The organism is Agromyces sp. Y782 (assembly GCF_059445405.1).
In genome coordinates this window covers 258,523-283,972 of the sequence record NZ_JCAIUG010000001.1, presented here as the reverse complement: position 1 = coordinate 283,972, position 25,450 = coordinate 258,523, and the positions used below count along the sequence as shown (strand labels likewise).

Genomic DNA, 25,450 nt, shown 5'->3' with positions numbered 1-25,450 from the left:
CGGCGCCACGACCGAACCGCGACATGGCCGGTGCCTGACATGGCGATGGCGCTCGACGAACTCGCCTCGACCGGGCTCATCGACCCCGAGTGGGCCACCGCCCTCGCACCGGTGGCGCCGAAGATCGCCGAGCTCGGCGACTTCCTGCGCGCCGAGACCGCGGCCGGCCGCGGCTACCTGCCGGCGGGCGACCGGGTGCTGCGCGCATTCGGCGCACCGCTCGCCGACGTGCGGGTGCTCATCGTCGGTCAGGACCCGTACCCCACGCCGGGGCATCCGATCGGGCTCTCGTTCGCCGTCGACCCGCACGTTCGGCCGGTGCCGCGCAGCCTCCAGAACATCTACCGCGAGCTCGCCGACGACCTCGGTGTCGCGCCGCCGCCGCACGGCGACCTCACCCACTGGAGCGCGAACGGCGTGATGCTGCTCAACCGAGTGCTCACCGTGCGCCCCGGCGCCCCGGCCTCGCATCGCGGCAAGGGGTGGGAAGCGGTCACCGAACATGCGATCCGCACGCTCGTGGCGCGGGGCACGCCGCTTGTGGCGATCCTCTGGGGGCGGGACGCGCAGAACCTCAAGCCGCTGCTCGGTGACACGCCGGTGATCGAATCGGTGCACCCGAGTCCGCTCTCGGCCTCGCGCGGATTCTTCGGTTCCAAACCGTTCAGCCGGGCGAACGCGCTGCTCGAGGCGCAAGGCTCCGCGCCCGTCGACTGGAGCCTGCCCGCCTGAACAGGCGCCCGCGCAGGCGTTCGGCCGCGTAACTCGACGGCAACACGGCGAGAGTATTCTTGGCGGCATGCTCGAAGAGGAATACCAGGAGCGTCGCGTACTGCCGCCCCACCTTCGCACCCCGCCGCCGACCGAGGCGCCCTTCGAGCACACGCTCCGCGACGCGCGGGCCGCCGACCTGCCGGCGGTGCGCGAGATCTACAACTACTACGTCGCCAATTCGACCGTGACCTTCGACGAAGACGCCATGACGCTGAAGGAGTGGAAGGCGAAGTTCGCCTACCTGTCGAAGCTGGGCATGCCGTTCCTCGTCGCCGAGTCGCCCAGCGGCCAGCTGCTCGGCTACGCCCTCGTCTCGCCGTGGAGGCAGAAACGCGCGTACCGCTACACGGTCGAGAACTCGATCTACCTCGGCCCCGCTGCATCCGGCAAGGGGCTCGGCCGAGTGCTGCTCGCCGCCCTCATCGAGCGTTCGAAGGAGGCCGGTCTCAAAGAGATGATCGCCGTCATCGCCGATCAGGGCGCCGAGGCGTCGATCGCCCTGCACGAGAAGTTCGGCTTCGACGAGATCGGGCGCATGGGCCGCGTCGGCTTCAAGTTCGAGCGCTGGCTCGGCACCGTGCTGATGCAGAAGACATTGAAATAGGCGTCGGATGGCGCGCGGCGCATCGTCGTAGGCTCGAGGAATGACGGCGCTGCACGATCACACGGCTCTCGAACTCCACCAGTTGTTGCAACGAGGTGAGATCTCGCCCGTCGAACTCGCCGAGCACTACCTCGGCCGCATCGAGCGGCTGAACCCCGAGGTGGGCGCGTTCGCGACCGTGACGCCCGAGGCAGCACTCGAGCGGGCGCGACGGGTCGAAGCCGAGGTGCCGAAGGCCGCGCCGCTCTGGGGGCTGCCGCTCGCCGACAAGGACCTGCACCTGCGGGCGGGGGTGCCCGCGCGGTTCGGGTCGCGGGTCTTCGCCGACTTCGTGCCCGACATCTCCGATGAGCTCGTTCAGGCCGTCGATGCGGCCGGTGCCGTGAGTCTCGGCAAGTCCCAGACGCCCGAGTTCGGGCTGCCCTCGTACACCGAGGGCGTCGGCACGGCGCCGGCACGCAACCCATGGCGGCTCTCGCTCGGCGCGGGGGGCTCGAGCGGGGGAGCGGCGGCGGCCGTGGCATCCGGAATGCTGCCGTTCGCGCCGGGCTCCGACGGCGGCGGGTCGATCCGCATCCCCGCGGCATCCTGCGGTCTCGTCGGGGTGAAGCCGTCGCGTGGGCGGGTTCCGGCTGGGTCTGGGCTCACGAGTCTCGCGGGGCTCGGCGTGGCCGGCCCGATCGCGCGCACCGTCGCCGACGCCGCCCTCCTCCTCGACGGCCTGATCGCCCCGACCGGGTATCCCGCGGCGCATCGCTACGCGGTGCGGGCGCCCGGCGACGACGGGCCGTACCTCGGCGCCGCGATCCGTGGCGAGGGGCGCTTCCAAATCGGAGTGATGACCGATTCGCCATGGGATGAGTCGTACGAGATCGGCCTGGCACCGGAAGCCCGGGCGGCATTGGAACTCGGCATCGAGGTGCTCGACGGCCTCGGCCACGGCGTCGAGGCGATGGCGCCGGCTCCCGAGCCCGAGTATGCGGAAGCGTTCCGCACGATCTGGCAGGCGGGTGCCGCCACGATTCCCGTCGACGGCGATCCAGAGGCGCTCCTCGAACCGCTGACGCGCTGGCTGCTGCTGCGTGGCCGCGCAGTACCGGCGCGTCGACTCGCCGAGGCGCTTGCGTGGCTGACCAGGTTCGAAGAGCGCGTCATCCGACGGTTCTCGTCGTTCGACGCGGTGCTCACCCCGGCGCTCGCCATGACGCCCAGGCCGGTCGGTTGGTACGACCCCGATGACGGCGAACTCAATTTCGCGCAGCAGGTGCAGTTCACCCCGTTCACCTCCTTCGTGAACGTCGCCGGACTCCCGGCGATCACGGTGCCCGTGTCGGAGACCGAGACCGGGGTGCCGATGGGAGTGCAACTGATCGGCCGCCCGGGCGGCGAGGCGACGCTGTTCGCGCTCGCCGCACAGCTCGAGCGACGGGTACGACGCACGGAGCGGTACCCGTCGATCTGGTGAACTTTCGGATGTGACTCCGCCGAGTATGCGACAGAGGTTGACGTACTTAGGTAAGCCTCACCTATAGTGGGAATCATGCTCGGTCACGACCTCACCCTCTCGTACAACGGTGCCCCAGTCGTGCACGGTGCGGAGATCCACCTCGAACCGGGCAAGGTCACCGCGCTCGTCGGCCCGAACGGCAGCGGCAAGTCGACGCTCCTGCGAGCGCTCGCCCGCCTGCACCAGCCCGATGCCGGCCGGGTGCTGCTCGCCGCCGACAACGGCCACACGATCAGCGCGGGCGCGCTCGACGCCGAACCCGCCGACCTTCTGGAGCACGGCGTCGATGCCGCCACGTTGAACGGTCGCGACTTCGCGCGCCGAGTGACGATGCTCGCCCAGAGCCGCCCCACACCGGGCGGCATCACCGTGCGCGAGCTCGTGGAGTTCGGGCGTCACCCGCACCGCGGCCGCTGGATCGCCGGAGACGCCGGGGGCGGCGAGATCGTCGCCCGGGCCATGAAACTCACGGGCGTCACCGCATTCGCCGACCAGCCCGTCGACCAGCTCTCGGGCGGGCAGATGCAGCGTGTCTGGCTCGCCTCCTGCCTCGCGCAAGACACCGGCGTGCTCCTGCTCGACGAGCCGACCACCTACCTCGACCTGCGCTACCAGGTCGAACTCCTCGACCTCATCCGCGAACTCGCCGACGAGCACGGCGTGACCATCGGCGTCGTGCTCCACGACCTCGACCAGGCTGCTGCCGTCGCCGACCGCGTCGTGCTGCTCGAATCCGGTCGCATCCGTGCTGTCGGCACGCCCGCACAGGTGCTCGTCTCCGACGTGCTCAGCTCGGCCTACGGCATCCGCGTCGACGTCGAGGTCGACGACCGGGGCTGCATCACAACGTGCCCCATCGGCCGGTACAACACCCGTCAACGCGTCGAACGACTCGCCGTCGCCTAGCGCCGGCTCGACCCCTCCACCCCCGCGCGTGGGAGCCTCATGCCCGCGCGCCCATCGAAGGACACCATGAGAAGAGCTGCCGTGAATCGGCCGACCATCGCCCTGACCGCCATTGCCGCGGCATCCGTGCTGCTGCTCACCGGCTGCGGCACCACCGAGAACGCCGGTGAGGCGAGCGGCGAGGCCGCGATCGTCATCACCGATGACCGCGGCGAGAACATCGAACTGGCGGCACCGGCCGAGAAGATCGTCGCGCTCGAGTGGAACACCGCGGAGAACCTCGTCGCGCTCGGCGTCATGCCCGTCGGCGTCGCCGATGTCGAGGGCTATGGCGACTGGGTCAAGTCGGAGCCCCTCGATGAGGGCGTGACGGATGTCGGAATGCGCGGCGAGCCCTCGGTCGACGCCATCGCGGGCCTCGCGCCCGACCTCGTGCTGACCACCAGCGACCTGTCGGAGTCGGTCATCGCCCAGATCGAGGAGTTCGCGCCCGTACTCGTGGTGCGCGGCGCCGACGCCTCGAACCCCATCGGGCAGATGGAGAAGAACCTCGAACGCATCGCCATCGCCACCGGTCAGGAGGCCGAGGGTGAAGAGGTGCTCGCCGGCTTCCAGGAGAAGCTCGCAGAGGGCACGGCGGCGCTCGCCGACGCCGGTCTCGCCGGCGCCCCGTTCATGATGAGCGATGCCTGGCCCAGCGGCGGTCAGGTCTCGATCCGCCCGTTCGCCGAGGGGGCGCTGCTCACCGCCGTCGCCGAGGAACTCGGTCTCGAGAACGCCTGGACCGGCGAGGGTGACGCCGACTACGGCCTCGGTACCACCGACGTCGAGGGCCTGACCGGCGTCGGCGACGTGGAGTTCCTCTACATCGCCAACGGAGACATCGACCCGTACCAGAATGAGCTCGTCGGCAACGCAGTGTGGCAGTCGCTGCCCTTCGTGCAGAGCGGCAAGGTGCACCGCCTGCCCGACGGCGTCTGGATGTTCGGCGGCCCCTCGTCGATGAACGACTACATCGATGCCGTCGTCGCCACTCTTGCCGGCTGACGAGGCCGCAGCGCTGAATCCCGCGCCGGGCGGGGCCGCACGGCCCCGCCTCGGCGCGGTGCTCCTGCTCGCACTCGGCCTCGTCATCGCGACGCTGCTCGCGGCGGTGCATGTCACGCAGGGCTCCGCGAGCGTCGGGCTGCCTGAGCTGCTCGGACTGCTCGGAGGCGGTTCCGACGATCAGTCGGCAGCCGTGCTCGTCGCCTCGCGGATGCCTCGGCTCGCCGCCGGCGTACTGGTGGGCGTCGCGCTCGGTGTCGCGGGGCTCGTGATGCAGAGCGTCTCGCGCAATGTGCTCGCCTCGCCCGATACCCTCGCGGTGAACGCCGGATCGTATCTCGCCGTCGTCGCGGTGGCAGCGTTCGGCATCGTGGTGCCGGTTGTCGGCGGCGGGGTCGTCGCCTTCATCGGCGGTCTCGCGGCGGCCGGTCTCGTGCTCGCGCTCTCGGCTGGCGGTGGGCGCGGCGGGGGCACGGTGCGCCTCGTCCTCGCCGGATCGGCCATCGCGCTGGCGCTCATGGCGCTCACCACGATGCTGATCCTGCTCTACCCCGAACGCACCGAGGGGCTCTACTCCTGGGGCAACGGCAACCTCGCCCAGACGAGCATGGGGCCGATGCTGCAACTCGGACCCGTCGTGCTGCTGGCCGTCGCCGCCCTCTTTCTGTTCGCCCGCCAGTTCGACCTCATCGCCCTCGGCGATGACACCGCCACGGTGCTCGGCGTTCGGGTGCGTCGCACGCGGCTCATCGGCATCCTGATCGCGGTGCTGCTCTCGGCCGCCGCCGTCACCGTCGCGGGGCCGATCGGCTTCGTGGGTCTCGCGGCACCCGCGATCGTTCGGCTCATCGCCGTGCGGGTGCCCGGCATGCAACGGCACGTGCTGCTCATCCCCGCTGCCGCCCTGATGGGCGTCATCGTCGTGCTCGGTGCAGATGTGCTGCTGCGACTCGCATTCGGCGGCCAGGCCGCAGTGGAGGTTCCGACGGGCGTCGTCACCACGATCTTCGGCGCGGTCTTCCTCATCGCGCTCGCGATGCGGGCTCGGGCATCGTCGGACAGCGGCACCGGCTTCGTGATCGGCGCCGGACTCTCGCGGCGTGGTCGAGGGCTCGTGATCGCGGCATCCGCAGTGCTGCTCCTCGCGCTCGCCTTCGTATCGCTCCTGCTCGGTGACGCGAAGCTCCTCGGCGGCGACGTGCTCAACTGGATCACCGGCCAAGCCGGGCCGCTCGTCGAGTTCGTGATGAACACCCGCGCTCCCCGCGTCGCCGCGGCGATCCTCGCCGGCGCCGCGCTCGCGCTCGCGGGTACGGTCGTGCAGGCCGTCTCGCGAAACCCGCTCGCCGAACCCGCGATCCTCGGCGTCACCGGGGGAGCGGGCGTCGGCGCAGTGGTCGTGATCACCTTCTGGCCGTTCGCGACGTTCCTCGGAGTGACGGTCGGCGGCCTCGCCGGGGCGGCGCTCGCCGCCCTCATCGTCTTCGGACTCGCGATGCGTGGCGGCCTCGCATCGACGCGGCTCATCCTGATCGGGCTGGGCGTCTCCGCAGCCGCGGGCGCCGTCACCTCGATGCTCATCATCGCGACCGACCCGTACAACGGGGCCAAGGCACTGACCTGGTTGTCGGGCTCGACGTACGGGCGAACGTTCCCGCAGTTGATTCCGCTCGCGCTCGTGATCCTCGCTTCGGTGCCGCTGCTCGCCTCGGCCCGCCGTGAGCTCGACCTGCTGGCCTTCGACGACGACACGCCGCGCGTTCTCGGCGTGCGGCTCGGTTCTGCACGCCTCGGTCTGCTCGCGGTCAGCGTCGTACTTGCGGCGACGGCGGTCGCGGCGGTCGGCGTCATCGGCTTCGTCGGGCTCGTCGCGCCGCACGCGGCGCGGGCGCTCGTGGGCTCGCGTCACGCCCTCGTGCTGCCCCTCGCGGCACTGCTCGGCGCGCTGCTCGTGTGCGTCGCCGATACTCTCGGCCGCACGCTCATCGCCCCCGCCCAACTGCCCGCCGGCCTGCTGACGGCGATCGTCGGCGCCCCCTACTTCGTCTGGCTGCTGTGGCGTTCGCGCCGCACCGCCTGATCCGTTCCCACCAGAGAGAGACGTTCCATGGCCAAGCCCGGATACCGCGTGTTCGACACGAAAGTCGGTGAGATCAGGCGGATGTCGCCGCACTTCGTGCGTGTGACGTTCCGCTCCGACGACCTCCGGGAGGTCGGTTGGGACGGCCCCGATCAACGCATCAAGGTCGTGCTGCCCCTCGTGGCGAGCGGATTCGATGAGGTGCCGATCGAGGCCGACTGGTACGCCGCGTGGCGGGCGTTGCCCGAGGAGCGGCGCAACCCGATCCGCACGTACACGATCCGCGCGGCCCGTCCCGAAGCGGGCGAACTCGACGTCGACTTCGTCGCCCACGGTGACAGCGGTCCGGCATCCCGTTGGATCGCGGGCGCGCAACCCGGCGACCGCATGCTCATCGTTGCGCCCGACGCCACGAGCGACGAGGAGTCGGGTGGTTGGGAGTGGCACCCGGGCGCCGCCCGCACGTTGCTCATCGTCGGCGACGAGACCGCCGTTCCTGCGGTCGGCACGATTCTCGAGCAACTGCCGGCCGATGCGCGCGGGGCGGTCTTCCTCGAGGTGCCCGAGGCCGGCGACGCGCTGGAGCTCCGGGCTCCGGCCGGCGTCGAGGTGAACTGGCTCCCGCGCGGCGAGGCGAGCGTCGGGTTCGGCGCTCGCCTCGTGCAGGCGGTCACGGAATGGGCCGACGCGTGGGTGGCTGCCGACCCCGCGGCGGCGGCCGTACCCGCCGCCGCGCCTGCCGCGATTCGGGAATTGCCATCGCTCGGCGAGGAGGACCTCTTGTGGGAGGTGCCGGAAGCGGCCGACGACGGCGGACTCTACGCCTGGCTCGCTGGCGAGGCCTCGGCGATCACCACCCTTCGGCGGCATCTCGTCAAGGGACTCGGTGTCGACCGACGCCGCGTCGCCTTCATGGGGTATTGGAAGCTCGGCCGCGCCGAGGGGTAGGCAGGTAGCCGCCCGCCTCGAGCCCGGCTTCGATCTCGAACCGGTTCTTCAGTGGGTCTCGCCCGGCGATGAAGTAGAGCAGCGGAAAGAGCATGCCGTACTTCAGCCACTGCTCCTTGTGCACCGCCTCATGCCCGAGCACGCGGTCGCCGGCGTTGCGGTTGGTGAGATAGCAGCCGCCGACACACGAACCGCCGCGGCGGAAGGTCCACTTCGGCATGCCGGTGAAGACGATGAGTCCCTTGCGTCGCTCGATCGGCCCCGTGCTCCAGATGAAGCCCCAGGTGAAGCCGACGGCGGTCGCCCACCAGTAGCCGAGGCGGCTGATCGGGGAGCTCGTGAGGCTGATGCGGAGGGTGGGCTCGCTCACGCGACCGCCGCCGGTGCGTCGGTCGACTCCGCGGCATCCGCAGCCGCCGGCCTCCCGAGCGCTTCGAGCAATCGCAACCAGACCTCACTCATCGTCGGAAAAGCCGGCACCGCGTGCCAGAGCCGGTCGATCGGCACCTCGCCGACGATCGCGATGGTCGCCGACTGCAGCAGCTCGGCGACGTCTTGACCGACGAAGGTCGCGCCGACCACCGTGTTGCGCTGGGCGTCGACGACGAGTCGTGCCTGGCCTTGGTAGTCGTCGGCGAGGATGCCGGCACCGCTGACGGAGGCGAACGAGACGTCGGCGACGCGCACACGCAGGCCCTGGCGCTCGGCGGCGGCGAGCGTGAACCCGACCGAGACGCACTCGGGTTCCGCGAACACGACCTGCGGCACGGCGGAGTGGTCTGCGGTCGCGACGTGCGCGCCCCATGGCCCGGTCTGCTGCTCCCGCGCGAGCGCGCGCGCCGCGATGAGGTCGCCGGCTGCGCGCGCCTGGTACTTGCCCTGATGGGTCAGCAGAGCCCGATGATTGATGTCGCCCACGGCGTAGAGCCATGGTGCATCGTCGTTACCGGTCGCGCCGCCCGCGAGCATCGTGTCGTCGACGGCGACCCAGGCGCCGGGTTCGAGGCCGACGGTCTCGAGGCCGAGCTGCTCGGTGCGCGGCTTGCGACCGGTGGCGACGAGCACTTCGTCGGCCGTCACGACGGCGCCGTCGACGAGGGTGATGACGACCTCACCGGAGTCGTTGCGCTCGACCCGCGAGGGCTGCACACCGAGGCGAACGGATGCCCCGAGCCCGCGCAGACCTTCGGCGACGGCCTCCCCGGCGAACGGTTCCATGCCGCCGAGCAGGCCGCTGCGGGCGAGCACGGTGACCTCGGTGCCGAATCCCGCATATGCGGTCGCCATCTCGACCGCGACGACGCCGCCGCCGATGATCGCGAGTCGTGCGGGCGGATCGGTGACGCTCGTGGCCTCGCGGCTCGTCCAGGCGAGCGCTTCGGCCAGACCTTCGATCGGTGGCACGACGGGGTCCGATCCCGTCGCCACGATGACCGCGTGCCGGGCGAGGAGCGTGATGCGGGTGCCGTCGGGGCGCTCCACGACGACGCGACGTTCGCCGTCGAGGCGGCCGTGGCCGCGCTCGAGGCCGATGTCGACGCTCGCCAGCCAGTCGGCACCGCCCTGGTCGCTCCAATCGGAGACCCAGTAGTCGCGTCGGGCGAGCACCGCCGACACATCGAGGCGCCCGGTCACCGCCTCCCTGGCGCCGCCGACACGTTGTGCGGCGCGCAGCGCGGCGGCGCTTCGGAGCAGCGTCTTCGAGGGAACGCACGCCCAGTACGAGCATTCGCCGCCCACGAGTTCTCGTTCGACGAGCACGACCTCGAGCCCCGCAGCTCGAGCTCGATCCGCCGCGTTCTCTCCGACCGGCCCTCCGCCGATGACGATGACGTCGACTTCGCGTTCCATCCCGTTCCCCTCCGGCGTGCCGGCGCTCGCCGGCGGCCTGGCTCAAGCCTAGGCAGAACGGCGCCCCGGGTCATCCGGAATCAGCGTTGTTCGGCCGTTCCGCCGGAAGTCAGTGCGCCCACGAGACGCAGGATCGTCGGCAGGTCGTCGTCAGCTGCCTGCGGGGAGGCCGGCGCGAAGCCGGCGATCGCGGCGCCCGCGAGCGGGAAACGGGCGACGACGGCACGCACGAGCGCCACGAGCTCGGTGGCGCCGATGCCGAACGGCATCGGGTAGGAGAGCCCGGCGAGCGCCGAGGGATCGAGCACGTCGAGATCGATGTGCACGAAGACGTTCGACGCCCCGGTCGCTTCGAGCGCGGAGATCACGACCGTGGGGTCGGAAAGATCTTCCACGGTGAGCGTCGACACCCCGTGTGCGTCGATGAAGCGGCGCTCTTCGTCGTCGATCGCACGGACGCCGCCGAGTACGAGCCGCTCGGGAGCGACACGAGTGTCAGGACCCAACGCGAGCCCCTCGGCGCCCTCACCGACGATGGCTCGCAGGGTCATGCCGCCGAACCCACCGGACGGCGAGGACTCGGGGGTGTTCAGGTCGGGATGCGCGTCGAGCCAAAGCACCGCGAGGTCGCCCCCGGTGCGCATGGAAGCGTGGCCGACCGACGCGAGGGAGGCGCCGCAGTCGCCGCCGATCGTGAGCGCCCAGTCGGGCACCCGGCGGAGGGCCTCGGCTGTGCGTTCCCGCACGCGCACGAGGGTGCTGTAGCGCAGCACGCCCGTGCCGAGGGCCTCGCCGGCCTCAACGGGGACTTCGACGACGGTCGTCGACGAAGACGGCAGGTCGCCGAGGACGGCTTCGGCGCCGTCTGCATGGCTCATGGCACGGGAGGAGACAGACCCCTGCCAGAGGGGAACGACGACGAAGGTAGCGGGCATGCTGTCAAGTATCTCGCGCTGAACGGAGATCTGCGCCCGCCGTCGCCCGTCGAGCGCCACCGACATGCGAACGGCCGTGCCACGCGATCCTTCGCGCGGCACGGCCGTCGTGGAGCCGATCAGGTCGTGGGATTCGACCGGTCGGCGTCGCTCATTCAGCCGCCGATCGCGCCCTGGGAGCCGCCGGCCTTCAGAGCCGCGAGTCGCGCGTCGACCTCGGTGAGTTCGCCGAGGTCGTCGAGTTCGTTGAACTGCGCGTCGAGGCTCGACGCGGCGAGCTCGGCCTGGCCGCGAACCACGGCTTCCTCGCGGCGGATCTTGTCTTCGAAGCGACCGATGTCGCTCGTCGGGTCGAGGATGTCGATCGACTTGACGGCATCGTGCACCTGCTTCTGCGCCTGGGCCGTCTTCGCGCGCGCTACGAGCTCGGAGCGCTTGTTCTGCAGCTGGACGAGCTTTTCCTTCATGCCGTTGAGGCCCGACTTCAGCTTGTCGACGACCTCGGTCTGCGCGGCGATCTGCGGCTCGGCCGCCTTCGCCTCGTTTTCGGAGGAGATCTGGCGGCTGAGAGCGACCTTCGCGAGGTTGTCGAACTTGTCGGCACCCGAGGCGTCGCCGGCAGTGCGCAGCTCATCGGCCTTGCGACTCGCGGCGACGGCCTTCTCGCCCCATTCACGGGCCGCCTCGACGTCTTCGCGGTGATCGTCTTCGAGCAGGCGCAGGTTGCCGATCGTCTCGGCGATGGCGGCCTCAGCGTCGGCGATCGCGTTTGTGAAGTCGCGCACCATCTGGTCGAGCATCAACTGCGGGTCTTCCGCCTGGTCGATGAGGTTGTTGACGTTGGCTCGCACGAGTTGCGAGATCCGTCCGAAGATGGACTGCTTTGCCATGGTCGTTCCTTTCGTGGTTGATCGAAGTTCGGTCGTGACGGTCGTGGTCGGTCGGAACTCAGTGTTCGCTCTGGCGCGGTTCGCTCTGGCGCGTCAGGGGGCTCAGAATCGGCCTCCGCTTCCGCGCCGCGACCGGGTCGCGGAGCCGCCGAAACTGCCCGCCGAGCGGCCGCTGCTCCGGCCTCCGCCGAAGCCGCCCGAGGAGCGGCCTCCGCCTCCGAAGCCGCCTCCTCGGCCTCGGCCGCCGCCGCCGCCGAGGACCGAATTGATGAGGATGCCGCCGAGCACCGCGCCGAAGATGTCGCCGCCCGAACTGCCGCCACCGGTGTTCCCCCCGTAGCCGCTCATGCCGCCCGCGCCGCCGCCGAACCCGCTGACGTCGCGTTGCGCGTACGACATGGCCTCGGACGCGAGGCGTTCGGCCCGTTGCGCAGAGGTGAGGGCGGCGGCGGGGTCCGTCGCCGCGACTCCTTCGGCCTCGACGAGCAGTCGACCCGCCTCGGCGAGCCGCGTGCGCGCCTCGGCGCCGATCGCGCCGCGCCGCGCGACGAGGTAGTCCTCGGTCGCCTGCACCTGGGATCGCGCGGTCGTGAGGGCCCGGGCGAGTTGGGCTTGGGCTCGGGCGGCCTGCTCGGCGGCGTCGCGAACGCTCTGGATGGTCGCGTCGATCTCACCGTCGGCCTGCTCGAACCGTGCCTGCAACGCGATGGGGTCGCGCCCGGGTGCAGTGATCGCGGCCCGGATCGCGGCGGCCTCGGCGGCGACCCGCTCGGCGACGGCCGTCGCCGACTCGTTCGCGAGTCCGCGTGCCGTTGCAACGTCGCGGTCGAGCTCGTCGACGCCCGACGCCACCGTGCTGTCTGCGGTCGCAAGGTCTGCCGCGAGACGTTCGACGGCGACCGTCAGCAGCTTGGTCTGGTCGACGGCCTCTTCGGCGGCTCGGATGCTGACGGCAGCCTGCGCGGCGTTGCCTGCTGCGAGATCCGCGCTCGCGGCCGCGAGCGCCTCGCGAGCGAACCCGATGCGCGATTGCGCCTGCGTGAGATTGTCGGTCACGGGCGCGGTGGCGGATGCCGCGTACTGCGCGATGAGTGCGGCGAGCCGCTGCCCGGCCGGTGCAATCGCGGCCTCGGCTTCGGTCGCGGCGGCCACCGCCCGCTCGAGTGCCGCGGGCGCGTCCCGCTCGAGCGCGCGCAATTCGTCGAACTGCTCGGCCTGCTCGTCGAGGAGCGCGTCGGCTTCGTCGGCCAGCTTGATGATGCCGCCGTACCATTCGCGACGCTGCTCGTCGGTGTCGGGGGTCGCGTCGTCGAGTTGCTGCTGCAGGGCGAACGCCTCGGCGAGCTTGGCCTTCGCGTTGACGAGGGCGGCCTTGAACGACTCGGTCGCCGCCTCGCCGTAGGAGGCGACGGCGAAGCCGAGTTCCTCTTCGCTCGTCTTCACCGCGTCGTCGGCCTGCACGAGGGCGCTGCCGGCCTGACGGCGCAGCTCGTCGATCGAGGGGAGCGGCACTTTGCCGGCGCCCCCGCCCGCTGCACGCTTCTTCTTGCGCCGCGCGAGCACGATCGCGATGATCGCGACGATGACCGCGGCGATGACGATGAACCAGACGAGTCCCCAGCCCCATCCGCCTCCGCCGGAATCGCCGGCGATGGCGTCGGCGCCCGCGATCGCCGCACCCGCCCAGTCGCCGGCGCGGAGCTCCGGCTCGATGACGTCGAGACTGATGCGGTCGAGTTCGTCGTCGGAGAGTGCGGCGTCGCCGGCCGCCGAGAGGTAGTAGGCGCCGCCGTCGACGGCGACCGCGAGCAGGTAGTCTTCGGCGCCGAGGTTGTTGGCGATGGCGGTTTCGTCGGCCCACGCCGCAGCGGTCGCGGGGTTCGTGAAGGTGCTGACGTAGGCGACGAAGAGCTGCCGACCGCTGCGGTCGGCAGCGGAGTCGAGCGCGGCCACGACCTCGTCGGTATCGCCGCCGAGGGCGTCGACGGTGTCGACCACGGGAGAGCCCGCTTCGAATGCGACGGGGTCTTCAGCCCACGCGATGCCGGTCGCGCCTGCTCCGATCACCGCCCCGGCGACGATCGCGAGAGCCGCGGACCACTTGCGTACTGCGCGCATGCACCAGTGCCTTTCCCCCGCCCGAGCGGACGATCCGAGTCTATGGGGCGGCTGCGTGCCTCGTCCACGTCGTCGCGCGCAGAACCGTGTGCAGGTGATGCCGAGCGAGGTCGCGAGATCCCTCGCGGGAGGCAGGTATTCGCCGGGCGCCAGAGTGCCGGGCGACGCCGGGTGCGAGGCGGCTGCCCTCACTCGACGGTGAACGTCGATGACGGCGAGACCAGGCTGCCGATCGAACTCTGCGCCGGGTCTGAGAAACCGACGACGGCGCTCAGCCCGTACTCGCCGGGCGGCAGCGCAGCGGCCGACACGGAATCGTCGTCGGGGGAGCAGCGCCGGGTGTCGAACGAGCCGACGAGCTCGATCGAGGCGCCGGGGGCGAGTGCGATCGGCCGACTCGCCGGATCGGCGTCGCGCGAGTGCCAAACCGTGATGCCCGACTCCGCGACGGCGAGGGCCGGGGCGAGCCGCAGCTCACCGGTCACCGGGTCGGTGCCCGTGTTCGTCACGGTGACGATCGCGTCGACGGATGCCCCGGCCGCGACGACCTCGGAGACGGTGACAGTGATGGCGAGCGGGGTCGCCGCGGCATCCGACGGCGAAGCGACCGGCGTCCCGCACCGGTTCAGCGACTCGGGCGAGGCGAACCCCAGCCCGAGGGCGTCGCCCGCCGCCGACTCCTCGAGCGACTCCGGTGCGGTGGCGGCCGCGGGAGCCTCGACCCCGGCCGAGTCGCCGGCCGTCGTCGAGACGCCGAAACCGCCGCTGAGCACGATGCCGCCGAGGCCGAGCACGATGACGCCGGATGCCGCGGCACCGACGATCGCCGTGCGCCGCGAGCGCCGCCGGGCACGGCTGGTCGAAACGACGGCGTCGGCGTCGATGGGCCGCGGCGCCGCGGCATCCGCTGCCGCCCTCAGCTCTGCGTCGACGCGCTCGCCGAGCTCGTCGCGTTCAGGTGCCGACATGGCTGCCTCCCGTTCGTGCGGAGCGTTCGCCCGCCGGATCGATCGCGGAGGAGAGCGCCCGCAGCCCGTCGCTGAGGTATCGCTTGACCGCACCCGAGCTGATGCCGAGCACGGTGGCGATGGCGTCGACCGTGAGGTCGTCGTAGTAGCGCAGCACGATGCACGCCGCCTGACGCGGTGCCAACTGCCGCACCCGCGCTGCGAGGTCGAGGCGTTCATCGCTCGCCGCGGCGGTGGACTCCACCGAGGTCGGAGCAAGCGCGAGGTGCCGCACCCGCCGCCACGTGCCGTTGCGTCGCGATCGGTCGATGACCGCATTCAGGATCGCTCGGCGCACGTACGCCTCGGCGCGGGGCAGCGTGAGGCTCATGCGGGGCCGCCCGAAGGTGCGCACGAGCGCATCCTGCACGAGGTCGGCGGCATCGTCGACGCTGCCCGTGAGCAGGTAGGCGTATCGACTCAGCGCATCGCCGCGCTCACGCACGAGCGCGACGGCGACCGCGTCCCACGACCCGTTCACGCACGCTCCTCCCGACGGCGGAGATTCCCCCGTCATCTTTTCAGACGACGGGGCGGCCGGTTTCGTTGGGGCCGAGACGAGATGAGCCCGCAGGGGTGTGGAAGAGCAATCGCCCTTCTGCGTCGTCGTCGCCGGCCGCTTCGGCGGCGCCGGCGACGATGTCCGGATCGCTCGCGCGATCCATCAGGCCCGCGTCGACCCCGTCGAGCATCGCGCCGCGCGCCAGGAGCCACGCCACGATGGCGGCAGCGACGACCACGAGTGTCACCGCGCCCGCGGCGAGCACCGTCAACCGCGTGCGCAGCGTCATCGCGGCGCTCTGAGCACGTAGCCGACGCCGCGAACGGTGTGGATGGCGCACGGACCGCCGTGGATGTCGAGCTTGCGTCGCAGGTGACCTGCCGTGCGCCGTGAGTATGCGCGTATGCCCATCATGCTGACGAAGCTCTGAGTGAGAGAAGAACGAGGAAAGCCGCTCGAATCGAGCGGCTTTCGTTCCAAGCTGCGTCTCGTGAATTCTCTGAGAACTCGAGACCATCCAAAGTGCCCCCGGAGGGATTCGAACCCCCGACCTACGGTACCGGAAACCGGCGCTCTATCCCCTGAGCTACGGAGGCGCACAGCTAGAGACATTACCACTTCGCGCACCCCGTCCCGACCTGTCGGCGGGCACTCTGCGGGGTCAGGAGAGGCTGAGCCGGGCGACCGTGCCGAGCAGGTCGTCGCGCACCTTCGCCGTCAGGAACGCACGCGCGCCGTGCAGCACGGGGTCGTGGTCGATGCGGGTCGCGACGACCTCGGGGTACCAGCGACTGAGGCGACGGATGCCGCGCTCCACCGCCATTGCGAGCGGTTGCCCACCGACGATCGCGGTGGGCCCGGCGAGCACGAGCCGGCCAGGATCGAGTGTCGCGAGCAGCGGCAGTGAGATGTGGGCGACGCGCTCGCCGAGTTCATCGATGATCGCATCGCGGGCGTCACTCGCCGCGATGGCCTCGAGCGCCGAGCGATGGTCGGACGACTCGAGGCCATGAGCGGCGGCGATGCGGCGAACGGCCGCGGCGCCCGCGAGGTCTTGACTCGTGACGGCGTGCGAGTCGAGTGCAGCTGCGGCAGCGGAGAGCGGCAGGAAGCCGACCTCGCCCGCTCCGCCGAAGCTGCCGCGGTGCAGGTCGCCGGCCACGTCGAACGAGGCGCCGACGCCGTTGCCGAGCCAGAGCAGCGCGAAGACGTCTCGACCTTCGCCCGCCCCTGCATCACGTTCGGCGATCGCGGCGAGGTTCACGTCGTTCTCGATGTAGGCCGCGACTCCGAGCTCGGCCTCGACCGTGCGGCGCAGCCCGGTGGCGGGCCAACCGGGCAGCGTTTCGCTGAAGAGCGTGCCCTCTTCGCCCGGGTCGACGTAGCCGGCGGTGCCGATGCAGACCGAGTGCACGACGGCCGGGTCGGTGCCCGCGGCTGCGCTCGCGTCGCGGATCGCGGCGCCGACCTCGCGCACGGCATCGCGGTTCGTCGCGTCGTGCGACAGCTCGGTGCGCACCACCGGGTGCTCGCCGCCGGCCGCGTCGACCACCGACGCCCGGAGTTCTCCGGCCTCGATCGCGATCGCGACGCCGAGCGGACGGTCGGTGCGGGCGGCGTACAGCGTGGCACTGCGACCGGGGTTGCCGGCGACCTGGCCGCGTTCCTCGACGACCCCCGCGGCGATCAGCCGGGTCATCATCATCGACGCCGTGGGCTTGGAGACCCCGACGAGTTCACAGATGCGATTGCGGGTGAGTGGGCCGTGATCGAGCAGGGCAGAGAGGCCGACGCGGTCGTTGACAGCGCCGAGCCACGACGGTGTGCCCTGTGCCGATCTCATCGCGAGAGGCGCCGCCGTCAGGCGGCGGGAAGGTTCCCGAGCACCGCGGTGACGAGTTGGGCCGCATCACCGGGTTCGAAGAGGTCGGCGGACTCGATGACGATCCAGTACGGGCCGGTGAAGATCTGCGCCTGACCGCTGCCTGCGGTCTGACCGAAGTACCCCTCGACCTCGGGCGGCGTGCCGTAGGTGGGCACGGGGTTCGAGCCCATCGCGGCATCGTTCTTGTGGGCGACGAGTGTGGCCGACGGGGGGGTCGCGACCCCGATCTCGATGAGCGCGCCGCTCGTCTGGTTCAGCCAGCCGCACGCGGTGCCGGCTTCGTCGACCACGGCGACGACACCGGCGCCGGAGGGTGCGAAGTCGGGGGCGGCGCCGTAGTTCGGGTTGAACTCGTACACCTGATCAGGGGTGAGCAACGCATCGCACGCGATCTCGAAGGGCACCAGCGGCTCGGCGGTCTCGGTCGGCTCGGCGGTGGCGACCGGCGTATCCGACGCCGCAGGAGGCGGGGCGGTTTCGCTGGCTTCGGGGGATTCGCCGGTGCATCCGCTCAGCAGCATCACGGATGCCGCGGCAAGGAGCGCGATGGCGGTGGGGCGGGTGCGGGGCAGGTGCAGCGAGCGCGACATGAGACGAACCTTATCAATGGCGACGGGTAGGATTTGCGGGTGACTCCCGCCGATCTTTCCCATGCCCTCCACGACCTCGTTCTCGCCCTGATCGAGCGACGTCGTGCGGCAGGCGACGAGGTGACGCTCGAGCTCGGCCTCGGCGACGTCGCGCTCGAGCGGCCGAAGAACCGCGAGCACGGCGACTGGGCCTCGAACATCGCGATGCGGGTGGCGAAGCCGCTCGGCACAAACCCGCGCCAGATCGCCACCGAGCTCGCCGCGGGCCTCGCCGCGATCGAGGGAGTCGCGAGCGCCGAGGTCGCGGGCCCGGGATTCATCAACATCCGGCTCGACGCCGCGGCCGCCGGTGCGCTCGCGAAGACGATCGTCGACGCCGGCCCCGCATTCGGGCACAGCGATTCGCTCGCTGGCAGCGTCATCAACCTCGAGTTCGTCTCGGCGAACCCGGTCGGCCCATTGCACATCGGTCACACCCGCTGGGCGGCGCTCGGCGACGCGATCGGCCGTGTGCTGCGTGCTGCGGGTGCCGAGGTCGCCAACGAGTACTACATCAACGACGCAGGCAAACAGATGGAGAACTTCGGTCTCTCGATACTCGCGGCAGCCAAGGGCGAGCCGACGCCCGAGGGCGGCTACCCCGGCAGCTACATCACCGATCTCGCAAAGCGCGTGCTCGAGCGCGAGCCCAAGCTGCTCGAGCTCGATGACGCAGTCGCCCTGCACGCGGCCACCGAGATCGCATACGAGCTGCAGCTCGGCGAGATCCGCGCCTCGCTCGAGCGCTTCAACGTGCACTTCGACGTGTGGACGAGTGAACGTCGACTGCAGACGAAGGGTGACGACGGCCTTTCCGACATCGACACCGCCGTCGAGCGGCTTCGCGCCCAGGGCCACGTCTTCGACGAAGATGACGCTGTTTGGGTGCGCACGACCGACTTCGGCGACGACAAAGACCGCGTGATCCGTCGCAGCAACGGCGTCTACACGTACTTCGCCGCCGATGCCGCGTACTACCTCGACAAGGGCGACCGCGGCTTCAACCACAAGATCTACCTGCTCGGCGCCGACCACCACGGCTACGTGCACCGCCTCAAGGCGCTCGCCGGCGCCGCGGGAGACGACCCCGAGCGCGACATCGAGGTGCTCATCGGCCAGCTCGTGTCGATCAACGGTGCGCGGCTCTCCAAGCGTGCGGGCAACATCATCGAGCACGACGACCTCCAGGCCTGGCTCGGCACCGACCCGCTGCGTTACACGCTGGCGCGTTTTCCCGCCGACTCGCCGCTGACGATCGACCCCGAGATCCTGCAGCGCCGCACGAACGACAACCCCGTCTTCTACGTGCAGTACGCGCATGCCCGCACGTGCGCGGTCGACCGCAACGCGGCATCCATCGGTCTCGACCGTTCGTCGTTCGCGCCCGAGCTGCTGACCCATGAGACGGAGTCGGCACTGCTCGGCGCCCTCCAGGACTTCCCGCGCGTCGTGGCGCAGGCGGCCGAGTTGCGTGAGCCGCACCGCGTCGCGCGCTACATCGAAGAGCTCGCGGGCCTCTACCACCGCTGGTACGACAACTGCCGGGTGCTGCCGCTCGGCGAAGAACCGATCGGCGAGCTGCACCACACGAGGCTCTGGCTGAACGATGCGACGGGTCAGGTTCTCCGCAACGGGCTCGATCTGCTCGGAGTGTCGGCGCCCGAACGCATGTGACCGACCACCCCGAACCGGAGGCGCAGATGGCCAGCAACGGCGACGACCGCGATTGGAGCGGTGCCGCGACGCTCGGAGGGCCCGTCACGCGCACCCGACGCCCGCTCGGTCGTACGGCCCGCGCATGGATCGTCGTGGTCGCGGTGCTGGTGGTACTCATCGCGGTGTTCCTCATCGCCGACGTCATCGCCCGGAGCCTCGCCGAGCAGCGGGTCGCCGAAGAGATCGAGTCGAATCTGCCCGACGGCGTCGAGGGCGACGTCGACGTGACGATCGGCGGGTTCTCGGTCATCGCCCAATACCTGACGGGCACGATGGAGCGCGTCGAGCTCGAGGCGCCGCAACTGGACGTCGACGGCGCGCCCATCGACGTCTCGGTCCTCGCCGAGGGACTGCCGCTGGACTTCGAGTCGCCGGTGCGACACCTGACGGCGACGATCAGCGCCGATCAGGAGTCGGTCAACCGGCTGGTCTCCGTCGCCGGCATCCAAGCCGGGTTCACCCTCGGCGACGGCACCGTCGGATATGAGGGCGAGCTCGAGCTCTTCGGGGTGCCGATCAGCTACCAGATCACGGCGACGCCGATCGCGGCCGGCGACTCGGTGCTCCTCAAACCTGCGGGGGTCGAGGTCGGTGCCGGAGGCGCGTCGATCGATGTCTCGGGCGTGATCGATCGCCTGCTCGGCGGCGACCCACTCGAGGTGTGCGTCGCCGACCGGCTGCCGGCCGGTGTGCAACTGGAGTCGATCACGGTGACGCCGGGTACCGCGGTCATCGGGCTCCAGGCCGACGGGCTCACCCTCGACGCCGAGAGCCTCGAGCAGACCGGCAGCTGCGGCTAGCACCGGCGTCTCCGATTCGGCCCGGCATACGAGCCTCGGTAGACTCGCGATACGCCGACCCACAAGGTCGGCGCGCACTGCAGGCTTCAGGAACCGATCCGGGTTCGCTCGCCGCGAGCGGTCCGTGCCGTCGTCTCCGTCCCGTGAGGTTTCCCCGTGGTATCCACCGCACCCGTTCCCGGCTGGCTCAGTGTGCCCGCCGACGCCAATGCGCTCGCGCCGCTGGTCTGGCCGTCGAACGCCGTTCGCGACGAGGGCGGCGGGCTCGTCATCGCCGGCCGCGATGCCGCGTCGCTCGCCGCCGAGTTCGGCACGCCGCTCTACGTCGTCGACGAAGCCGACGCGAGGGCTCGCGCAGCGCGCATCAGACGGGCCTTCGACGACGCCGCGGCATCCATCGGCACGACTGTGACGGTCTATTACGCAGGCAAGGCGTTCCTCTCGGGTGCGATCGTGCGCTGGGTCACCGACGAGGGCCTCGCGGTCGATGTGTGCAGCGGCGGCGAACTCGCGGTCGCACTCGCCGCAGGCGCCGACCCGGCACGTCTTGGCTTCCACGGCAACAACAAGTCGATCGCCGAGATCGAACGCGCGGTCACGGCGGGCGTCGGTGCGATCGTCATCGACAGCGAGATCGAGATCGAACGGGTCGCGGATGCCGCGGCTCGCGCCGGCCGGGTGCAGCGGGTGCGGCTCCGCGTCAACAGCGGGGTGCACGCCTCGACGCACGAGTTCCTCGCAACGGCACACGAAGACCAGAAGTTCGGCGTCTCCCTCGACCGTGCGGCCGAGCTCGGCGCTCGCATCCGCTCGCACGCCTCGCTCGACTTCCTCGGGCTGCACTGCCACATCGGTTCGCAGATCTTCGATTCGGCGGGCTTCGCCGAGTCGGCTGAGCGCCTGCTCGCCGCGCACGCCGAGCTCTCTCGGGTCGCACCGGTGCCCGAGCTGAACCTCGGCGGCGGGTTCGGCATCGCCTACACTTCCGTCGATGAGCCGGCGCCGATCGAGGAGATCGCCGTGGGCATCGTGCGCGCGGTCGCGAACGGATGCCGCGAGCACGACGTGCCCGTGCCGAAGCTCGCCTTCGAGCCCGGCCGCTCGATCATCGGCCCCGCCGGCGTCACGATCTACACCGTTGGCACCGTCAAGCCCGTGCCGATCGAGGGCGGCGTGCGCCAGTACGTGTCGGTCGACGGCGGCATGAGCGACAACGTCCGCACTGCGCTCTACGGTGCCGACTACTCGGCGCGCATCGCTTCACGAGTCTCCGACGCGGCACCCGCACTCGTGCGCGTCGCGGGAAAGCATTGCGAGTCGGGCGACATCGTCGTCGACGCCGAATACCTGCCCGGTGACGTCGCCCCGGGCGACCTGCTCGCCGTGCCGGCGACCGGCGCATACTGCTGGTCGCTCGCCTCCAACTACAACCACGTGCCCCGGCCGCCGGTCATCGCCGTGCGTGATGGGCTCGCGCGGGTCATCGTGCACGGTGAGACCGAAGAGCAGCTGCTCGCCCGTGACGCGGGGCTCGATGCATCCGACGACCGGCCCTTCGACGGCCGTGCCCTCGACGACCGCACCACCGAAGGGAACCCGGCATGATCGAGTACCGCTCCATCCGAGTGGGCCTGCTCGGCGCTGGCTCGGTCGGTTCGCAAGTGGCGCGCCTGCTGCTCGAGCACTCCGATGAGCTCGCCCAGCGCATCGGCGCCCGCATCGAGCTCGTTGGCATCGCCGTGCGCGACGTCGACGCCGAGCGCGACGCCGAACTGCCGCGCGAGCTGCTCACGACCGACGCCGATGCACTCATCCTCGGTTCCGACATCGTCATCGAGCTCATGGGTGGCATCGAGCCGGCCCGCACATTCGTGCTGCAGGCGATCGCCTCGGGCGCCGACGTCGTGACCGGCAACAAGGCGCTGCTGGCCAATCACGGCCCAGAGCTCTTCGCCGCCGCCGAGCAGGTGGGTGCGCAGCTCTCGTACGAAGCGGCCGTCGCCGGGGCCATCCCGATCATCCGGCCGCTTCGCGACAGCCTCGCCGGCGACCGCGTCGAGCGCATCCTCGGCATCGTGAACGGCACGACGAACTTCATCCTCGATCGCATGGACCAAACCGGTGCCTCGCTCGAAGACGCGCTCGCGACTGCGACCGAGCTCGGCTACGCCGAAGCCGATCCGACCGCCGACATCGGCGGCTACGACGCTGCGCAGAAGGCTTCGATCCTCGCGAGCCTCGCCTTCCACACGAGCGTGCCCGTCGAGGCCGTGCACCGCGAGGGCATCACGGGCATCTCAGCCGAGCAGGTCGACTCCGCGCGCCGGGCCGGCTACGTCGTGAAGCTCCTCGCGATCTGCGAGCGCCTCACCGACGCCGAGACGGGCGAAGAGGGCGTCTCCGCCCGGGTGTACCCGGCCCTCGTGCCGCGCAGCCATCCGCTCGCGGCGGTGCACGGGGCGAACAACGCCGTGTTCGTCGAGGCATCCGCTGCCGGGCCGCTCATGTTCTACGGTGCCGGCGCTGGGGGAGTGCAGACGGCCTCCGCCGTGCTCGGCGACCTCGTCGCCATCGCCCGCCGGCACGTGATCGGCGGCCCCGGTACCGCCGAATCGACGCACGCCGAACTGCCGGTGCTCGACATCGGGCGCATCACGACCCGCTACGCCATCACGCTCGAGGTCGCCGACGAGCCGGGCGTGCTCGAGCAGATCGCGCGCACCTTCGCCGAGCACGGCGTCTCCGTCGAGCAGTTGCAACAGACCGTCAGCGAGGGCTCCGAGCGAGCTACGCTGGTCATCGGGACGCACGAGGCGAAGGAGTCCGCGCTCGCCGAAACCGTCGTCGCCCTCGCCCAGAGCCCCGTCGTCGCATCCGTCGCGTCCGTCCTCCGAGTCGAAGGAACGTAAGTGAACAACCCCATCTCCCCGAAGGCCGATTCGCGCCAGTGGCGCGGAGTCATCCGCGAATACGCCGACCGGCTCGACGTCACCGACTCCACCCCGGTCGTCACTCTCGGCGAAGGCGGCACGCCGCTGCTTCCCGCGCCGGCACTCTCGGCCCGCACGGGCGCTGACGTCTGGGTGAAGTTCGAGGGGATGAACCCCACGGGCTCGTTCAAAGACCGCGGCATGACGATGGCGGTCACGAAGGCCGTCGAGCGCGGCGCGAAGGTCGTCATCTGTGCATCGACCGGCAACACCTCGGCATCGGCCGCCGCCTACGCCACGCATGCCGGCATCACGGCCGCGGTACTCGTGCCAGAAGGCAAGATCGCGATGGGCAAGCTGAGCCAGGCGATCGCGCACAACGCCCGGCTCATCCAAGTGCAGGGCAACTTCGACGAGTGCCTCGACATCGCACGCGATCTCGCCGACAACTACCCGGTGCACCTCGTCAACTCGGTCAACAACGACCGCATCGAGGGGCAGAAGACCGCGGCATTCGAGGTCGTCGAGGTGCTCGGCGACGCGCCCGACTTCCACTTCATCCCCGTCGGCAACGCCGGCAACTACACCGCATACACGCGCGGCTACCGCGAAGACATCGCCGCAGGCAATGCGACCCGACTGCCGCGCATGTTCGGGTTCCAGGCCTCGGGTTCGGCGCCCATCGTGCGCGGCGAGCCCGTGAAAGACCCCGACACCATCGCGAGCGCGATCCGCATCGGCAACCCCGCCTCGTGGGAGCTCGCCCTGCAGGCGCGCGACGAGTCCGACGGATACTTCGGCGCGATCGACGACGACAAGATCCTCGAGGCCCAGCGCATCCTCTCCGCCGAGGTCGGCATCTTCGTCGAGCCCGCATCGGCGATCTCGGTCGCCGGGCTCCTCGAGCGCTCGGCCGCCGGCGTCGTGCCCGCGGGCGCGCGCGTCGTGCTCACGGTCACCGGGCACGGCCTGAAAGACCCCCAGTGGGCACTTCGTACGGCCGACGGCTCAGACGTGCAGCCCGTCATCGTGCCGGTCGACACCGTGCAGATCGCCTCGGTGCTCGGACTCTCGTCATGACGAGCGCCGCCGTCGCGACGGACGTCGGCGTCTCGCCGTCGCTCGCCGGTCGCCGCGTGCTCGTGAAGGTGCCGGCGACGTCGGCCAACCTCGGCCCCGGCTTCGACACGCTGGGGCTGGCGCTCGCGCGCTACGACGATCTCGAGGTGTCGGTGCCGACCGAGTCGACGGGGCACGACGGCCCGCGGCTCGAGATCGAGGTGCACGGCGTCGGCGAGGGAGAGGTGCCGCTCGATGCGTCGCACCTCGTCGTGCGCGCCATCGCCCACGCCTTCTCGCGCGCCGGGGTTGCGCTGCCGCCGCTGAAGCTCGTGGCGCACAACAGCATCCCGCACGGCCGCGGCCTCGGTTCGTCCGGCGCCGCGATCGTCGCGGGGGTCATCGCGGCCAAGGGACTGCTCGAGGGGGTCGTCGATTTCACGGCGGACGAACTGCTCGACCTCGCCACCGAGCTCGAAGGGCATCCCGACAACGTGGCGCCGGCGCTGTTCGGCGGGCTGACGATCGCCTGGGTCACGCCCGATGGACCGCGCCACAAGAAGCTCATCGTGCATCGCGGCGTTTCGCCGCTCGTGCTCGTGCCCGAACACGAGATGTCGACGGCACTCGCACGCTCGCTGCAGCCCGAGTCGGTGCCCCACGAAGACGCGGTCTTCAACGTTTCGCGGTCGGCGCTGCTCATCGCGGCGCTCATCCAGAGCCCCGAGCTGCTCTTTCAGGCCACCGAAGACAAGCTGCACCAGCACTACCGCGCGAAGGCGATGCCCGAGACCGATCGACTCATCAGGGTGCTGCGCGAGGCGGGGCATCCTGCCGTCGTCTCGGGCGCGGGCCCGTCGATCCTCGTGCTCGCGAGCGATCCGAGCGAGCGTGCCGCGGCGATCGCGCTGGTCGAGGCGTCCGCCGACACTGCCTGGCAGGCGCTGCCGCTCGCCGTGGACTTCAAGGGTGCGACGGTTCTCAACGCGTAGCGTTCACGACCGCCGCGAACGGCGGCAGCCCCAAGGTGACGCCGCCCGGAAGACCTGAGAGCGCACGACGGCGGCCCCCACGGGGCGCAGCAATTCAGGTCGGGAGGTGTGTCGCAGCGCCGACACACCGGGTCAGCGCCGCCCCGCGCCGCTCCCGACCTGAATTGCGCAGGGAGAGCAGCGCGGCATCCGCTTTCCACAGCTGCGTCGTGTGTCGGAATCACCGGTTCGGTGATGGTAGACTGAACACGCACCCGGCAGGCGACGCAT

The 25,450-nt window shown here is 70.7% G+C and carries 23 protein-coding genes and 1 tRNA gene; 13 read left to right on the top strand and 11 right to left on the bottom strand.

The annotated features are described in order from the left end of the window. The first annotated feature begins 39 nt into the window (after positions 1-39). The 7 genes from AC1C2S_RS01325 (at position 40) to AC1C2S_RS01295 (ending at position 7,866) form a co-directional block, all read left to right on the top strand. A complete protein-coding gene (locus tag AC1C2S_RS01325) occupies positions 40-732 on the top strand; it encodes a uracil-DNA glycosylase (protein ID WP_495353171.1) in 693 nt (230 codons plus the stop codon). A 67-nt stretch (positions 733-799) separates the two neighbouring features. Then, complete coding sequence (locus AC1C2S_RS01320) at positions 800-1,378, top strand: GNAT family N-acetyltransferase (protein WP_495350737.1); 579 nt, start codon at positions 800-802, stop codon at positions 1,376-1,378. A gap of 40 nt (positions 1,379-1,418) precedes the next feature. After that, on the top strand, positions 1,419-2,843 hold the full coding sequence (locus AC1C2S_RS01315; protein WP_495350736.1) for an amidase: 1,425 nt from the start codon (positions 1,419-1,421) through the stop codon (positions 2,841-2,843). Positions 2,844-2,918: 75 nt separating this feature from the next. Beyond that, positions 2,919-3,791 (top strand): ABC transporter ATP-binding protein, encoded by an 873-nt coding sequence (locus AC1C2S_RS01310; protein WP_495350735.1) that lies wholly within the window; start codon positions 2,919-2,921, stop codon positions 3,789-3,791. Positions 3,792-3,872: 81 nt separating this feature from the next. Beyond that, complete coding sequence (locus tag AC1C2S_RS01305; protein WP_495350734.1) at positions 3,873-4,838, top strand: iron-siderophore ABC transporter substrate-binding protein; 966 nt, start codon at positions 3,873-3,875, stop codon at positions 4,836-4,838. Beyond that, entirely contained in the window at positions 4,810-6,918 is a 2,109-nt protein-coding gene (locus AC1C2S_RS01300; protein WP_495350733.1) for an iron ABC transporter permease, read from the top strand. The genes AC1C2S_RS01305 and AC1C2S_RS01300 overlap by 29 nt, the downstream gene beginning before the upstream one ends. 27 nt (positions 6,919-6,945) lie before the next feature. Continuing rightward, positions 6,946-7,866 (top strand): siderophore-interacting protein, encoded by a 921-nt coding sequence (locus AC1C2S_RS01295; RefSeq protein WP_495350732.1) that lies wholly within the window; start codon positions 6,946-6,948, stop codon positions 7,864-7,866. Here AC1C2S_RS01295 and AC1C2S_RS01290 read toward each other — a convergent pair. The 11 genes from AC1C2S_RS01290 to AC1C2S_RS01240 all read right to left on the bottom strand — a co-directional run bounded on the left by AC1C2S_RS01290 (position 7,829) and on the right by AC1C2S_RS01240 (position 17,644). Beyond that, a complete protein-coding gene (locus AC1C2S_RS01290) occupies positions 7,829-8,236 on the bottom strand; it encodes a Fe-S oxidoreductase (RefSeq protein ID WP_495350731.1) in 408 nt (135 codons plus the stop codon). The genes AC1C2S_RS01295 and AC1C2S_RS01290 overlap by 38 nt on opposite strands. Continuing rightward, on the bottom strand, positions 8,233-9,717 hold the full coding sequence (locus tag AC1C2S_RS01285) for a dihydrolipoyl dehydrogenase family protein (RefSeq protein ID WP_495350730.1): 1,485 nt from the start codon (positions 9,715-9,717) through the stop codon (positions 8,233-8,235). The genes AC1C2S_RS01290 and AC1C2S_RS01285 overlap by 4 nt, the downstream gene beginning before the upstream one ends. 80 nt (positions 9,718-9,797) lie before the next feature. Beyond that, complete coding sequence (locus tag AC1C2S_RS01280) at positions 9,798-10,652, bottom strand: arginase family protein (RefSeq protein WP_495350729.1); 855 nt, start codon at positions 10,650-10,652, stop codon at positions 9,798-9,800. Positions 10,653-10,807: 155 nt separating this feature from the next. After that, positions 10,808-11,542: a PspA/IM30 family protein gene (locus AC1C2S_RS01275; protein WP_495350728.1), complete on the bottom strand. Its 735-nt coding sequence runs from the start codon at positions 11,540-11,542 to the stop codon at positions 10,808-10,810. Positions 11,543-11,644: 102 nt separating this feature from the next. Next, positions 11,645-13,660 (bottom strand): TPM domain-containing protein, encoded by a 2,016-nt coding sequence (locus AC1C2S_RS01270; RefSeq protein WP_495350727.1) that lies wholly within the window; start codon positions 13,658-13,660, stop codon positions 11,645-11,647. A 188-nt stretch (positions 13,661-13,848) separates the two neighbouring features. Further along, a complete protein-coding gene (locus tag AC1C2S_RS01265) occupies positions 13,849-14,628 on the bottom strand; it encodes a hypothetical protein (RefSeq protein ID WP_495350726.1) in 780 nt (259 codons plus the stop codon). After that, the gene (locus tag AC1C2S_RS01260) at positions 14,615-15,148 is read right to left on the bottom strand and encodes a sigma-70 family RNA polymerase sigma factor (protein WP_495350725.1); all 534 of its coding nucleotides are present in this window, start codon (positions 15,146-15,148) and stop codon (positions 14,615-14,617) included. The genes AC1C2S_RS01265 and AC1C2S_RS01260 overlap by 14 nt, the downstream gene beginning before the upstream one ends. Positions 15,149-15,188: 40 nt before the next feature. Next, a complete protein-coding gene (locus AC1C2S_RS01255; RefSeq protein ID WP_495350724.1) occupies positions 15,189-15,458 on the bottom strand; it encodes a hypothetical protein in 270 nt (89 codons plus the stop codon). 234 nt (positions 15,459-15,692) lie between these two features. Further along, positions 15,693-15,765 (bottom strand) — tRNA-Arg (locus AC1C2S_RS01250). A gap of 65 nt (positions 15,766-15,830) precedes the next feature. Next, complete coding sequence (locus tag AC1C2S_RS01245; protein ID WP_495350723.1) at positions 15,831-17,012, bottom strand: ROK family protein; 1,182 nt, start codon at positions 17,010-17,012, stop codon at positions 15,831-15,833. 17 nt (positions 17,013-17,029) lie between these two features. Next, positions 17,030-17,644 (bottom strand): iron ABC transporter ATP-binding protein, encoded by a 615-nt coding sequence (locus tag AC1C2S_RS01240; RefSeq protein WP_495350722.1) that lies wholly within the window; start codon positions 17,642-17,644, stop codon positions 17,030-17,032. A gap of 39 nt (positions 17,645-17,683) precedes the next feature. Here AC1C2S_RS01240 and argS point away from each other — a divergent pair, with 39 nt between their 5' ends. The 6 genes from argS (at position 17,684) to thrB (ending at position 25,180) form a co-directional block, all read left to right on the top strand. Then, complete coding sequence (argS, locus tag AC1C2S_RS01235; protein ID WP_495350721.1) at positions 17,684-19,357, top strand: arginine--tRNA ligase; 1,674 nt, start codon at positions 17,684-17,686, stop codon at positions 19,355-19,357. 26 nt (positions 19,358-19,383) lie between these two features. Beyond that, the gene (locus AC1C2S_RS01230) at positions 19,384-20,199 is read left to right on the top strand and encodes an LmeA family phospholipid-binding protein (protein WP_495350720.1); all 816 of its coding nucleotides are present in this window, start codon (positions 19,384-19,386) and stop codon (positions 20,197-20,199) included. A gap of 156 nt (positions 20,200-20,355) precedes the next feature. Continuing rightward, a complete protein-coding gene (lysA, locus tag AC1C2S_RS01225; RefSeq protein WP_495350719.1) occupies positions 20,356-21,804 on the top strand; it encodes a diaminopimelate decarboxylase in 1,449 nt (482 codons plus the stop codon). Next, entirely contained in the window at positions 21,801-23,108 is a 1,308-nt protein-coding gene (locus AC1C2S_RS01220) for a homoserine dehydrogenase (protein WP_495350718.1), read from the top strand. Before lysA ends, AC1C2S_RS01220 begins: the two co-directional genes overlap by 4 nt. Further along, a complete protein-coding gene (thrC, locus tag AC1C2S_RS01215; RefSeq protein WP_495350717.1) occupies positions 23,109-24,209 on the top strand; it encodes a threonine synthase in 1,101 nt (366 codons plus the stop codon). Further along, entirely contained in the window at positions 24,206-25,180 is a 975-nt protein-coding gene (gene thrB / locus AC1C2S_RS01210) for a homoserine kinase (protein ID WP_495350716.1), read from the top strand. Before thrC ends, thrB begins: the two co-directional genes overlap by 4 nt. The last annotated feature ends 270 nt before the right edge of the window (positions 25,181-25,450 follow it).